The following is a 12,100-nucleotide window of genomic DNA, read 5'->3' on the forward strand; positions in this document are numbered from 1 at the left end:
AAGGAACTGATTACATGACTATCGAGATCAAGGTACCGGACCTGCCGGAATCAGTGGCGGATGCCACCATCGCGACCTGGCACAAGAAACCGGGTGATCTGGTTGCCCGTGACGAAGTGCTGGTTGACATCGAAACCGATAAAGTCGTGCTGGAAGTGCCCGCGCCGGAAGCCGGCGTACTGGGCGACATCCTGCAGAGCGAAGGGGCCACCGTGCTCTCCCGCCAGCTGATCGCCATGCTCAAGCCGGCCCCCGTTGCCGGTGAAGCGACCAGCGAAAAGCCGGTGGAAGCTGTGGCCGATGACGCTGCCGATGGCCTGAGCCCTTCCGTGCGCCGCATGGTGGCCGAACACGACATCGACGTCGCCAAGCTGACCGGCACCGGCAAGGGTGGTCGTGTCACCAAGGAAGACGTGGAAGCCTTCATCAAGAATCTGGGCAAGGCTCCCGTGGCTGCGCCGACTGCTGCCGCTCCCGTGGCTGCCGCACCGGTTGCGCCGCTGGCCGGTCGCACCGAGAAGCGCGTGCCCATGACCCGTCTGCGCAAGCGCATCGCCGAGCGTCTGCTGGAGGCCAAGAACACCACCGCCATGCTGACCACTTTCAACGAGATCAACATGGCGCCCATCATGAAGCTGCGCAAGCAGTACGGCGAGATCTTCGAGAAGAAGCACGGCATCAAGCTCGGCTTCATGTCCTTCTATGTGAAGGCCGTGGTCGAATCCCTCAAGCGCTACCCGGAAGTGAACGCGGCGCTGGACGGTGACGACATCGTCTACCACAACTACTTCGACGTCAGCATCGCCGTCTCCACCCCCCGTGGTCTGGTGACCCCGGTGCTGCGCGACTGCGACAACATGAGCCTGGCGGACATCGAGAAGGCCATCAAAGACCTGGCCGGCAAGGGCCGTGACGGCAAGCTGACCGTGGATGAACTGACCGGCGGCAACTTCACCATCACCAATGGTGGCGTGTTCGGCTCCCTGATGTCCACCCCCATCATCAACCCGCCCCAGAGCGCCATTCTGGGTATGCACAAGATCCAGGACCGCCCCATGGCCGTTGACGGCAAGGTCGAGATCCTGCCGATGATGTACCTGGCACTCTCCTACGATCACCGCATCATCGACGGCCGCGAGTCCGTGGGCTTCCTGGTCTCCATCAAGGAGCTCCTGGAAGACCCGACCCGTCTGCTGCTGGATGTCTGAGCAAGCGTGACTGAAAGATAACGAGGGGCCGCCCAGGCCCCCATTCACAGGGGATTGAGAAACACGAGCCCCGGACGGAAATACCTACAACACGGATAGAGCATCTATGAATCTGCATGAATATCAGGCAAAACAGCTGTTTGCCGAGTATGGCCTGCCGGTCTCCGAAGGTTATGCCTGTGCCACCCCGCAGGAAGCGGCCGAAGCGGCCGACAAGATTGGCGGCAACACCTGGGTCGTCAAGTGCCAGGTCCACGCCGGTGGCCGCGGCAAGGCGGGCGGCGTCAAGCTGGCCAAGAGCAAGGACGAGATCCGCGCCTTCGCCCAGAACTGGCTCGGCAAGAACCTGGTGACCTATCAGACTGACGCCAACGGTCAGCCGGTTACCAAGATCCTGGTGGAGTCCTGCACTGACATCGCCAAGGAACTGTACCTGGGCGCCGTGGTCGACCGTGGTTCTCGCCGCGTGGTCTTCATGGCTTCCACCGAAGGTGGCGTGGAGATTGAGAAAGTCGCCCACGAAACCCCGGAACTCATTCACAAGGCTGCCATCGATCCCCTGGTAGGCCCGCAGCCCTACCAGGCCCGCGAGCTGGCCTTCAAGCTGGGTCTGGTCGGCGATCAGATCAAGCAGTTCACCAAGATCTTCATGGGCCTGGGCCAGATGTTCCTGGACTGCGACTTCGCCCTGCTGGAGATCAACCCCCTGGTCATCACCGACAAGGGCAACCTGCACTGCCTCGACGGCAAGATCAACATCGACGCCAACGCCCTGTACCGTCAGCCCAAGCTGCGCGAGATGCACGATCCGTCCCAGGATGACCCCCGCGAAGCGCACGCCGCCCAGTGGGAGCTGAACTATGTGGCCCTCGATGGCAACATCGGCTGCATGGTCAACGGCGCGGGTCTGGCCATGGGCACCATGGACATCGTCAACCTGCACGGCGGTTCCCCGGCCAACTTCCTGGACGTCGGCGGCGGCGCCACCAAGGAGCGCGTGACCGAGGCTTTCAAGATCATCCTCTCCGACAGCAAGGTACAAGCCGTGCTGGTCAACATCTTTGGCGGCATAGTGCGCTGCGACATGATCGCAGAAGGCATCATCGGCGCCGTGAAGGAAGTGGGGGTGAAAGTGCCCGTGGTGGTGCGTCTGGAAGGCAACAACGCCGAACTGGGTGCCCGTAAACTGGCCGACAGCGGCCTCAATATCATCGCCGCAACGAGTCTGACTGACGCAGCTCAGCAAGTGGTAAAAGCAGCGGAGGCCAAATAATGAGCGTTCTGATCAACAAAGACACCAAGGTGATCTGCCAGGGCTTTACCGGCGGTCAGGGCACTTTCCACTCCGAACAGGCGATTGCCTACGGTACCCAGATGGTCGGCGGCGTGTCGCCGGGCAAGGGCGGCACCACTCACCTGGGCTTGCCGGTGTTCAACACCGTTCGTGACGCCGTGGAAGCCACCGGCGCCACCGCCTCCGTCATCTATGTGCCGGCGCCGTTCTGCAAGGACGCCATCCTGGAAGCCATCGATGCCGGCATCAAGCTCATCGTCACCATCACCGAAGGCATCCCGACCCTGGACATGCTGGACGTCAAGGTGAAGCTGCAGGAAACCGGCGTGCGCATGATCGGCCCCAACTGCCCGGGCGTCATCACCCCGGGTGAGTGCAAGATCGGCATCATGCCCGGCCACATCCACAAGCCGGGCAAGGTGGGCATCGTCTCCCGCTCCGGCACCCTGACCTACGAAGCGGTCAAGCAGACCACGGACGAGGGCTTCGGCCAGTCCACCTGCGTCGGTATCGGTGGTGACCCCATCCCGGGTTCCAACTTCATCGACATCCTCGAGATGTTCCAGAATGACCCGCAGACCGAAGCCATCGTGATGATCGGCGAAATCGGCGGCAACGCCGAGGAAGACGCGGCGGCCTACATCAAGGCCCACGTCACCAAGCCGGTGGTCTCCTACATCGCGGGTGTCACCGCCCCGGCTGGCAAGCGCATGGGTCATGCGGGCGCCATCATCGCCGGTGGTAAAGGCACCGCGGCCGAGAAATTTGCCGCCCTGGAAGATGCTGGCGTGAAAACCGTGCGCTCCCTGGCCGACATCGGCAAGGCCCTGCGTGAAGTAACTGGCTGGTAAGTTCTTTAGCCTGTTATCTCGGATAGCAAAATGCCGCCCTTTGGGGCGGCATTTTTTATGGGGATAGTTTGCTTTTTCGCCTGCGTAACTTAATTCAGTACACATCTCAGCTCAAAGGGGCGCGATGAAGGCGCTGGTCTCTGCGTGCGATGAATTGAAGACCATTATGTAAACAATACAGTCATAATAATAAAATTTGCACATGCTGAATGGCGGGCTATATTCTTATGGCTTGCAAATGATATCAGTGTCAATACTGCTGGGGAGGGTAATATGATGACTTCGAAAAGTATGTTTTTATTTTGTTTTTCTTCTGCACTTATTTCTGGCTGTTCTAGTAATCTAAGTGCAGTAGATAAACTGACTAGCTCGACTCAAAATGATGGCGGTATTTCATCTTACTTTAATGACATTCCATTTCAAAGTCGCTTTCTTGCAATAAATGGCCAACTTCCTATAGATACTGTTGGAATGCCTTGCGTTGCGAGTAGTTATCGTGTGCCATATTCAATGATATGTCTGAGTACAGATAAGTCGAAAGTCATCGAATATGACTACCCCGTGACAGGAAATCCTGGTAAAAAAATAAAAGACATTAAAAACAGCCTCACTAATTTAGAGAAAAAATCACAAGACTTAGTTACCAAATTGCTTGTTAAGGCTACTTGCAAAAATGCAGGAAAAGAAGAGTGCACAGCGGAGATTGAGAGTGCATCTACTGCTCAGTCAGAATTTCAATCTTTACAGGCGGAAGTATTATCAAAGTTGTCAGATGGTAATACGTTTATATTTCAGTGGAGCAGCACAGCCGGTGGTGGATTCGATGTAGAAGCTGACCCCTATGGGAAAATTGATGGGCAGGGTGGCTATCAGAATAGTGGAATTACAATCGTGTCTGGTTTACGCATATCCCAATTTTTAGTGGGAAATGATATCAGCAGTATTTATCAGAATTTGCCAAAGGATACTAAATTAGCAACATTTGTCATGCAGGCACAAGGAATTGCATATATAAGTACTCGAAGCATTAGTGCTACGGTGCAAGCTCGTTTAGGGCTAACGCCCACTCAATTTAGTGACATAATAAGCACTTTGTCTGGCGCTCAGAAAATACAACTGGCAGCAGCTTTCAATTATGTAAGTAGCCTGAGTAATGAAGGTCAATTTCACACTGTAAATAAAAACATTAAAGATGTTCCGACGTGGCATACAACAGGTAAGATAGAAGACCATGGATATCAAACTTTCTATGCAACCATGACAAAATTAGATGAGCTTAAAAAAATGATTGAGAGAAAATAGTAAATTACCTACAGACCATATCTGCATATGCAGTGTGATTATATATGGTTGTTTTATAGTTTGGTTTGTGAACCACAGAGTCATTTTAACAACTTTTTTCAATATATTTTGACAGTTTTTGTGGTTGTATTATCGCAGTGTAATTGGATGCTTGAAAAACATTGTTGATGCTTTCCAATTTATTCGAGTGAAATGCCATTTTTGACATTGCAATTGTTTGATGTGGCTATTGATAGAGTAATGCCTTGACCAAGAAAGTCTGATACTCATACTCAATAGGGCAATTCAACCCATCATGGGAACATTAGAATTTCAAAATTTATTGTCTTGTATCTATTTGTCTCCCCTTGTTTTACCGACAGCTACTAGTGAGTAGGCGAGCAAGGTTCTTCTGCCAACCTTGAAAAATCAGGCCATAGGGCGTATAACCACGCGCTTGTCAGTGTATTGAGTGAGCCAATTTTTATGCAGCAGAGTGAACCCGTGCAGAACGCCCCCTTTTGGCAGGTGAAGAGCCTGCAGCAGATGACTATGACCGAGTGGGAGTCCCTGTGCGACGGCTGCGGCAAGTGCTGCCTGAACAAGCTGATCGACGAGGACACCGAGGAGCTGGTGTTCACCAACGTGGCCTGCAACCTGCTCAATACCAAGACCTGCCAGTGCTCCGACTACGGCAACCGCTTTAAAAAAGAGCCGGACTGCCTGCAGATCACCCACGACAAGATTGCCGAATATGACTGGCTGCCGTCGACTTGCGCCTACCGCCTGCTGGCGGAGGGGCAGAGCCTGCCAGAGTGGCATCCGCTGATCACCGGCAGCCGCAGCGCCATGCACCAGGCCGGCCAGTCGGTGCGCGGCAAGGTGGTGCACGAGGTGGATGCCGGCGACTGGATCGATCACATCATTACCTGGGCCAGCTAACGCCAGGCCCGCCTATCGGGCCAGCCGCGAGCCGTACCAACTGCAAAGGGGCAGGGGAGTCATCACTCTCCTGCCCCTTCGGCTTCTGGGCTCCTTCCGAAGCGCCGTGAAGGCGCCTATTTGTCCGCCTTGCCGGCCGCATCGGCAAGTTTGGCCAGCTGTTTGTCATACCAGGCCACCGGGCGGTTCTCATCCTCTGCCCGCTCCTTGCGCCGGATGGCGTTGCGCACCGCCATGGCGCCCAGCCAGCGAAACGGCTCTGGCGGGAAGTAGCCGCGTGGGCCGCTCACCAGCGCGCAGTCGCGCCACGGCTTGTCTTCTTCCCGCACCTCATCTCTCACCAACGCCGCCAGGATCTGGCCACCCATCCAGCTCTGTGCCACCCCGTTGCCGGAATAGCCGAGGCCATAGACGATATTGGGCTGCCCTCGCCAGTGGCCGAAGAAGGGGAGGCCATCCACCGAGCGGTCGGAGGCGCCGCACCAGCTGGCGGCGATGGGGACCTCTTTGAGCGCCGGAAAGAAGCGGCGCAGGGTGCGGGTGAGGGGGGCAAGATAACGACTCGGCGCATCGAACTCGGCCAGATGGCGGTTAGCAAAGGCGAAGGTGTTGCCCCCCTTGCCCAGCATCAGCCGCCCTTGCGCGGTGGATCGGTAGTAGTGCACAAAGGTGCGGCCATCCACCACGGTGCGGCCGTGATTGAGCTGCTGGGCGGCAAGCGCCTGTGGTGCCGGCTCGGTGATCACCATATCGGAGGAGACCAGCACGATACTGCGGCGAAACTCGCGAAAGTGCGCCGTCATGGCGCTGTTGAGGGCCAGCACCACCTTGCGGGCACGCACCTCGCCCTGCGGCGTTTGCACCCGCGCCGGCTGGCCCGCCTCAAGGCGCTGCATGGGGGAGTGTTCATAGACCTCGACCCCCAGCTCCCGCGCCACCCGCAGCAAGCCGCGCACCAGCAGTGCCGGTTGCACCGAGCCCGCGTGGGGGCTGTAGAGCCCCTCCAGATGAACGTGAGAGCCGCTCTGGCTCGCCAGTTCACCCTCCGCAATCGCCTGCCACTGGTTAAGGTCGGCTCGCTGTAGCTCACGTAATACCGGCTCCATCAGGCCGCGCTGCGCCTCGCTGGTGGCGGTGTAACAGGTGCCCTCGACCCTCAGCTGTGCCTCAATATTGTGCTGTTCGCAGAAGCGGGCAATCTCGTGCACCGCCTGCTCGGATCTTTGTACCAGCCAGGCGGCCTGCTGCTCGCCAAAGAGGCGCTTTAAGGTCAGGTATTTGGCCGACCAGGTGAGCAGGCAGCCGCCGTTGCGCCCGGAGGCGCCGCTGCCGCAGCGATCTTTCTCCAGCACCAGGATGCGCAAGTGTGGCTCGGCCTGTTTGAGCGCGATGGCGCTCCAGAGCCCGGTAAAGCCGCCACCGACGATGCAGACATCGACCTCGTGGTGGCCGACGAGGGGCGTGGGGGCCGCGGGTTGTTCGGCGGCGAGCGCTTCGGCCAGCCAGAAGGGGAGAGTGGACATCATGACTCCTCCACAAGGTTATGGGTGGTGCCAGCGCTGGGTGCGATCCAGCAGGGCGCGGCTCAAAAAGAGCTGGAGCAGCTTGACGGTAGCGGCGGCCAGCAGGATCAGGGTGGCCATGGCGGCGGCCGCGGCGGTATCGCCGGAATCCTCCATGTTCAGCACGGCGATGGAGGCGAGCACGCTGTCGCTCGAATAGAGGAAGATCACCGCCGAGGTGGTGGTCATGGCGTTGACGAACAGATAGATAAAGATCTCCAAGAGCGCGGGCAGGGAGGCGGGCAGGGTGACTCGCCAGAACGCCTTCCAGAGCGGAATGCGCAATGAGATGGCCACCAGCTCCAGCTCCTTGGGCAGTTGCTTGAGGCTGGTCAGCGCCGTCATATGGCCCACCGTGTAGTAGTGGATGACGCAGGAGAGCACCATCAGCGGCAGAGTGCCATAGAGGCTGCCAAAGAGCGGATTGCCGTTGAAAAAGAAGATGTAACCCAGCCCCAGCACCATGCCGGGTACCGCCAGCGACAGCATGGCGAGCAGATGCAACAGCTGGCGCAGCCATGGGAAGTGGCGCCCCTTCTCCTGTGCCCAGGCCAGCACCATCACCAGCACGGTGCCGATCAGCGCGGTATAGAGGCCCAGCTGCAGGGTGTTGGTAAAGGGCTGCCAGCCATAGACGCTGTTGCTGTCAAAGGCGTAGTGATCCAGCGTCAGAGCGAGGTTGTAGGGCCAGAACTGTACCAGCGAGCCGTAAACGGCCATCCCCACCAGCGCCAGAAACAGCAGGGCCCAGAGCGTGCACCAGCCGAGCGCCAGCAGATCCCGCAGCCGATGGGGTTTGGGCTGATAGGGCACCGCCTTGGTGCTGCTCTGCTCCTGCATCTTGCTGCGCACCCTGTGCTCCAGCGCAAAGCTCATGAGCGCCGGCAGCAGCAGGGTGACGCTAGCCACTGCGCCCAGCGAAAAGTTCTGCATCCCGATCACCTGCCGGTAGATATCGGTAGCCAGCACGCTGTACTGGCCGCCAATCACCTTGGCAACCCCGAAGTCGCAGATGGTGAGAGTGAAGACCGCGATGGCGGCGCTGAGCAGGCCATAACGGGCGGTGGGCAGGGTGACGGTGACAAAGGTGCGCCAGCCGCTGCTGCCGAGCACCCGGGAGGCTTCATAGAGGCGGGCGTCGCTCTGACCGAGCGCCGTGATAAGGATCATCAGGGCGTGGGGGAAGCACCAGAAGCCCAGACCAATGACGATACCGATGGGGCCGTAGATGCTCTCGCCGCCGAGCAGCCCCTTGGCGATCCCCTGATTGCCAAACCAGTAGACCAGACTGATGGCGGGCAGCAGGGAGGGCATCAACAGCGGGATCAAACCGATGAGGCGAAACAGGGGCTTGCCCGGCATGCAGGTGCGGGTGAGGGCATAGGCGTAGCCAAAGGCGATGGTCACCACCAGCGCGGTGATCAGCACCCCGAGCCAGAGGGTATTGCCGATGGTGCGCCCCAGATGAGGGGAGTCGAAGTAGGCGCTGAAGTTGGCAAGCCCCACCCAGAGGCCGTTCTCATCCTGCAGACTCTTTTGCAGCATGGTGAGCAGCGGCAGCAGCAAGCCGCCGATAAGCAGGGCGATGCCGAGCACCAGCAGGGTCAGTTGCAGCAGCTGATCCCGGCTCCAGCCGCGACAAAGCCGCGACCAACGAGAGTCTTGGCGGGCTGTCGCTGGCGGCAACAGGGAGGAGGTCGCAAGGGGGGCTGTCATGGGCGCTCTCCTTCAAACAGCTGCATCGCTCCGGCGGGCCAGTGCAGCGAGCAGCGCATGCCGCTGCGCCAGCCCCCCTGTTCGTGGCGGGGCAGCTCGTGGGTCGGGCGTTCCACCAGGATCTGCTGCGGGCCCAGATAGGTGTCGGCGGTGCAGATCAGGCGCTGAGCGGCGCCGAGAAACTCCACCTGATCGATGGTTGCTTCAATGCCATGTTGCCCAAGATACGGCTCGCTCGGCGCACTCAGGGTGATCGCCTCGGGGCGGATTGCCACCTGCAATTTGCTGCCGGCCGCGGCCCGGTTGGCAAGTGTCAGCGGTTGTTCGTTTAGGCGCACCTGAGTGGGGCTGAGCACCAGGGTGTCGAGGAAGTTCATGGTGCCGACAAAGCTTGCCACGAAACGGCTGGCAGGCTGGTGGTAGATCTCCTGCGGGGTGCCCACCTGCACGATGCGGCCGCCCTCCATCACCACGATGCGATCGGCCATGGTCAGCGCCTCTTCCTGATCGTGGGTCACCATGATGGTGGTAATGCCAAGGCGCTGCTGCAGGGCGCGGATCTCGCTGCGAAGGTGGGTGCGAACCAGCGCATCCAGCGCGCTGAGCGGTTCGTCCAGCAGCAACAGGCCGGGGGAGAGGGCCAGTGCCCGGGCCAGCGCCACCCGCTGCTGCTGGCCGCCGGAGATCTGGCTCGGGTATTTGTGGGATTGGGCAGTGAGATCCACCAACCCCAGCCAGTGATCGACCCGCTCCTTGATGAGATCCCGTGCCAGCCCCTGATTCTCAAGGCCGAAGGCGATGTTCTGGGCCACCGTCAGGTTGGGGAAGAGGGCGTAGGATTGAAACACGATGCCAAAGTCGCGCTGCTGGGGCGGCAGGCGGGAGATGTTGCGCCCCCCTTGCCAGATCTCGCCGCTGTCCGGCAGATCCAGCCCGGCGATGGCTCTGAGCAAGGTGGTTTTACCGCAGCCGGAGGGGCCGAGAAAGCAGATAAACTCCCCCGGCTCAATGGTCAGAGAGATCCCTTTAAGGGCCTGAAACGCACCGAACTGCTTGTTGAGATGTTGAATGTCCAGATAGGGCTGGGTCATGGTTCGACTCGCTACTGATTTGGTATATACCAGTCTGCGAGTGAAGTGTGACGGTCAGGTGACCGGGGGATGACAGCTTGATGACAGTCAGATGACGAAGGGTCACCAGCAAGTGGTTGGGCCCTGTGTGGATGGGCGAAGCGTCGCTAATTGAAGGCAATACAAACTCGGGAAGTTAAAACCAAAAAGCGAAGGCCAACACCTGTTGGCCTTCGACTGGCAGTTCATTGGTGGTTGTGTGTGGGGCGTGAACAAACCGCAGCCCTTCACGCTTACTGCTTGGCTTCGGTCTTGCCGTCGAAGTTGGCACTCCACTGGGCCAGGATGGCGTTACGCTCGCGGGCTGCCCAGCTAAAGTCGTTGTCGATCATCTGGCCTTTGATATCAGCCGGATAGCCCGCTCTCGGTTGGGCTACATCGGGGATGGCGACCACTGCGAACGACTTGTTGTAGAGGGCGTTGGCCTGTTCGGTGGCGGCAAAGTCGAGCAGCTGTTTGGCGGCTTCCAGCTTGGGGGTGCCCTTGATGATGGCGGCGGCTTCCATATCCCAGCCCGACCCCTCTTTCGGGAACACCACCTCAATGGGGGCCCCCTTGGCCTTGAGGCTGGTGGCCGGGAAGTCGAAGGAGATGCCGATCACCGTCTCGCCGCTGGCGGCCAGCTTGCAGGGGGCGGAGCCCGAGTGGGTGTAACGGTCGATGTTCTGGTGCAGGCCGTTCATGAATTGCCAGCCCTGCTTCTCACCCATGGTCTGCAGCCAACCAGCGACGCTCAGGTAACCGGTGCCGGAGGAGCTGGGGTTGGGCATGATCACCTTGCCCTTGTAGATGGGCTTGGTGAGGTCGGCCCAGCTGGTGGGCGCCGGGATCCCCTGCTTTTCCGCCTCTACCTTGTTGAAGCAGATGGCGCTGAAGAAGGCGTCCAGACCGATCCAGTGCGGCTCGGCCTTGCTGTCGCGAAAGCGGCTGTCGAGCTTGTCCAGCCCTTTCGGTGCATAGGCATTGAGCATCTGCTGCTGATCGAGCTGCATCAGGCTGGTCGCCGCCAGTCCCCATACCACATCCGCTTTGGGCTGGGCTTTTTCTGCCAGCAAGCGGGCGGTGACCACGCCGGTGGAGTCACGCACCCACTTGATGTTGATATCCGGATGCTGGCGCTCGAACGCGGTTTTCAGCTCGTTGAGCTGCTCCGGTTCGAAGGCGGTGTAGACGGTGAGGTCGGTCGCGGCCAGTGCCGGGGCGGTCATGGCAGCCAGTACGGCGGCGGCCAGCAGATGGGTTCCCTGTTTCATCCTCTTCTCCAGTTAAATTGGTTTGGTATAAACCAGATTGGTCGAGAGAGAGGCTAGGGGATCTTTATGACGTGACCGTGACAGCCCTGTGACGTTTTGCCGTCCCTGATTTGTCCGTGACTAATCCTGGGTATCCACCTCGATCTCCAGACTGTCGTGGCGCCAGTACTCCAGATCGAAATCGAGCACCCGGCCGTGCTGATCGAAGTTGAGTCGCTCGAGGCGCAGGGCGGGCAGACCGGCGGTGGCCCCGAGCGCCTTGGCCACTTCGTCCGGCAGGGCGGTGGGGAAGAAGCGTACCTGCATGCGGGCGTAGTGGAGGTCGTAATGGGCCTGGTAGATCTCGGTCAGACTGCCGTTGAGATCCAGCTCCAGCAGGCCGGGCACCCGCTCTGGCAGGCAGTGGTTCTCGCAGTAGCAGATGGCGCGCCCGTTGGCGTAGCGCAGTCGCTTGAGCAAAAAGAGGCTGTCAAACGGCTTGAGTTGCAACTGCGCCATCAACGCGGGCGGCACCGCCTGGCGGCTTTTTTCCAGCAGCTCGGTGCGCGGCTCGCCCCCTTGCTCCCGCACTATCTGGTGAAAGTTGGAGGTGCGTCTGGGGTTGAGACTGAAACGCGGCGGGGTGACGAACCAGCCGCGGCGATCCTCCCGATAGATAAGGCCGTTCGCCTCCAACTGCACCAGCGCCTCGCGGATGGTAACCCGGGTGGTGCCATAGAGTTCCCCCAGCAGCCGCTCGGAGGGGAGCTTGTCGTTGGGGGCCAGGCCCCCCGCCAGGATCTGGTTGGCGAGGGCATCCTTGATCTGCAGGTATTGGGGTTTGCTCATGAAAATCCCTGGTTTTGCAATAAGTTGTGCAATGA

Annotated in this window: 10 protein-coding genes; 5 read left to right on the forward strand and 5 right to left on the reverse strand. The window is 59.4% G+C overall.

Annotation, left to right across the window (positions count from 1 at the left end; all coding sequences use genetic code 11):
- Nucleotides 1-14 precede the first annotated feature (14 nt).
- The 5 genes from odhB (at nt 15) to AB7E19_RS04385 (ending at nt 5,576) form a co-directional block, all read left to right on the forward strand.
- Nucleotides 15-1,208 (forward strand): 2-oxoglutarate dehydrogenase complex dihydrolipoyllysine-residue succinyltransferase, encoded by a 1,194-nt coding sequence (odhB, locus tag AB7E19_RS04365; RefSeq protein ID WP_042863770.1) that lies wholly within the window; start codon nt 15-17, stop codon nt 1,206-1,208.
- Between the two features lie 106 nt (nt 1,209-1,314).
- A complete protein-coding gene (gene sucC, locus AB7E19_RS04370; RefSeq protein WP_005300220.1) occupies nt 1,315-2,481 on the forward strand; it encodes an ADP-forming succinate--CoA ligase subunit beta in 1,167 nt (388 codons plus the stop codon).
- Complete coding sequence (gene sucD / locus AB7E19_RS04375) at nt 2,481-3,353, forward strand: succinate--CoA ligase subunit alpha (protein WP_005300222.1); 873 nt, start codon at nt 2,481-2,483, stop codon at nt 3,351-3,353. The genes sucC and sucD overlap by 1 nt, the downstream gene beginning before the upstream one ends.
- Nucleotides 3,354-3,626: 273 nt before the next feature.
- The gene (locus AB7E19_RS04380) at nt 3,627-4,655 is read left to right on the forward strand and encodes a hypothetical protein (RefSeq protein ID WP_143248371.1); all 1,029 of its coding nucleotides are present in this window, start codon (nt 3,627-3,629) and stop codon (nt 4,653-4,655) included.
- Nucleotides 4,656-5,120: 465 nt separating this feature from the next.
- On the forward strand, nt 5,121-5,576 hold the full coding sequence (locus AB7E19_RS04385) for a YcgN family cysteine cluster protein (protein ID WP_005300228.1): 456 nt from the start codon (nt 5,121-5,123) through the stop codon (nt 5,574-5,576).
- Nucleotides 5,577-5,692: 116 nt separating this feature from the next.
- Here AB7E19_RS04385 and AB7E19_RS04390 read toward each other — a convergent pair whose 3' ends face one another.
- The 5 genes from AB7E19_RS04390 to phnR all read right to left on the reverse strand — a co-directional run bounded on the left by AB7E19_RS04390 (nt 5,693) and on the right by phnR (nt 12,065).
- Nucleotides 5,693-7,099, reverse strand: coding sequence for an FAD-dependent oxidoreductase (locus AB7E19_RS04390; protein WP_427934732.1), 1,407 nt, complete (start codon nt 7,097-7,099; stop codon nt 5,693-5,695).
- Nucleotides 7,100-7,117: 18 nt separating this feature from the next.
- On the reverse strand, nt 7,118-8,854 hold the full coding sequence (locus tag AB7E19_RS04395; protein WP_427934665.1) for a putative 2-aminoethylphosphonate ABC transporter permease subunit: 1,737 nt from the start codon (nt 8,852-8,854) through the stop codon (nt 7,118-7,120).
- On the reverse strand, nt 8,851-9,945 hold the full coding sequence (locus AB7E19_RS04400) for a putative 2-aminoethylphosphonate ABC transporter ATP-binding protein (RefSeq protein ID WP_215801164.1): 1,095 nt from the start codon (nt 9,943-9,945) through the stop codon (nt 8,851-8,853). The genes AB7E19_RS04395 and AB7E19_RS04400 overlap by 4 nt, the downstream gene beginning before the upstream one ends.
- Nucleotides 9,946-10,217: 272 nt before the next feature.
- Nucleotides 10,218-11,237: a putative 2-aminoethylphosphonate ABC transporter substrate-binding protein gene (locus AB7E19_RS04405; protein ID WP_368211355.1), complete on the reverse strand. Its 1,020-nt coding sequence runs from the start codon at nt 11,235-11,237 to the stop codon at nt 10,218-10,220.
- Nucleotides 11,238-11,357: 120 nt separating this feature from the next.
- Nucleotides 11,358-12,065: a phosphonate utilization transcriptional regulator PhnR gene (gene phnR / locus AB7E19_RS04410; protein WP_029303195.1), complete on the reverse strand. Its 708-nt coding sequence runs from the start codon at nt 12,063-12,065 to the stop codon at nt 11,358-11,360.
- Between the last annotated feature and the right edge of the window lie 35 nt (nt 12,066-12,100).

The organism is Aeromonas sp. (genome assembly GCF_050252055.1).
GTDB lineage: Bacteria > Pseudomonadota > Gammaproteobacteria > Enterobacterales > Aeromonadaceae > Aeromonas > Aeromonas caviae.

What these genes read in the sequence shown, in the direction of transcription:
- odhB (WP_042863770.1), top strand. Translation starts at nt 15, where the DNA reads ATGACTATCGAGATCAAGGTACCGGACCTGCCGGAATCAGTGGCGGAT.
- sucC (WP_005300220.1), top strand. Translation starts at nt 1,315, where the DNA reads ATGAATCTGCATGAATATCAGGCAAAACAGCTGTTTGCCGAGTATGGC.
- sucD (WP_005300222.1), top strand. Translation starts at nt 2,481, where the DNA reads ATGAGCGTTCTGATCAACAAAGACACCAAGGTGATCTGCCAGGGCTTT.
- AB7E19_RS04380 (WP_143248371.1), top strand. Translation starts at nt 3,627, where the DNA reads ATGATGACTTCGAAAAGTATGTTTTTATTTTGTTTTTCTTCTGCACTT.
- AB7E19_RS04385 (WP_005300228.1), top strand. Translation starts at nt 5,121, where the DNA reads ATGCAGCAGAGTGAACCCGTGCAGAACGCCCCCTTTTGGCAGGTGAAG.
- AB7E19_RS04390 (WP_427934732.1), bottom strand. Translation starts at nt 7,099, where the DNA reads ATGTCCACTCTCCCCTTCTGGCTGGCCGAAGCGCTCGCCGCCGAACAA.
- AB7E19_RS04395 (WP_427934665.1), bottom strand. Translation starts at nt 8,854, where the DNA reads ATGACAGCCCCCCTTGCGACCTCCTCCCTGTTGCCGCCAGCGACAGCC.
- AB7E19_RS04400 (WP_215801164.1), bottom strand. Translation starts at nt 9,945, where the DNA reads ATGACCCAGCCCTATCTGGACATTCAACATCTCAACAAGCAGTTCGGT.
- AB7E19_RS04405 (WP_368211355.1), bottom strand. Translation starts at nt 11,237, where the DNA reads ATGAAACAGGGAACCCATCTGCTGGCCGCCGCCGTACTGGCTGCCATG.
- phnR (WP_029303195.1), bottom strand. Translation starts at nt 12,065, where the DNA reads ATGAGCAAACCCCAATACCTGCAGATCAAGGATGCCCTCGCCAACCAG.